This is a genomic window from Streptomyces alkaliphilus (assembly GCF_014141535.1).
GTDB classification, from domain to species: Bacteria; Actinomycetota; Actinomycetes; order Streptomycetales; family Streptomycetaceae; genus Streptomyces; species Streptomyces alkaliphilus.
Genome location: NZ_VKHT01001713.1, coordinates 1 through 476, shown reverse-complemented (window position 1 = coordinate 476; position 476 = coordinate 1). Strand labels below are relative to the sequence as shown.

The following is a 476-nucleotide window of genomic DNA, read 5'->3' as shown; positions in this document are numbered from 1 at the left end:
GTCCAGGCGCGGCCGGGGGGCGGGTGTTCCGACCGGCTCGGAGACGGGTACCCCGGGGGCGCGGGACTCGTCCCGGGAGTCGGGACGTGACTCGGGCCGGGTCTCGCCCCGGGCATCCCGCCGGGAGTCCGGACGACGGGCACGACGAGCGGAGGAGGAGCGGGCATGGGCGGCGTTGTCGGCGTGGGACACGGCCCATATCTTGCAGCATGCCACCGACAGGAGCGGACGCGCCGCGAACCCGACGCGTGCCCTGTGGCCGGAGGACACCCGCGGTTAAGGTGACCGCCTGACACCCCGTGCCGGGAGGACGGCGCCACCGACGCCGCCGGACCGCCCGCGCCGACCGCCGGGGACGGAACGTTCCCCGACCGGAACAGCCCGTCGGCCGACCGGCCGGCAACCCGCCCCCGTACGCACCCGAGGAGCCGCGATGTCCGACGTGTCGTCCGACAACCCGTCCGCCACCTCCCCCG

1 pseudogene is annotated in these 476 nt (G+C 76.5%); it reads right to left on the bottom strand.

The features are described from left to right. A pseudogene (locus FNQ90_RS27945) lies at window positions 1-192 on the bottom strand (hypothetical protein); the annotation flags it as partial. Between the last annotated feature and the right edge of the window lie 284 nt (window positions 193-476).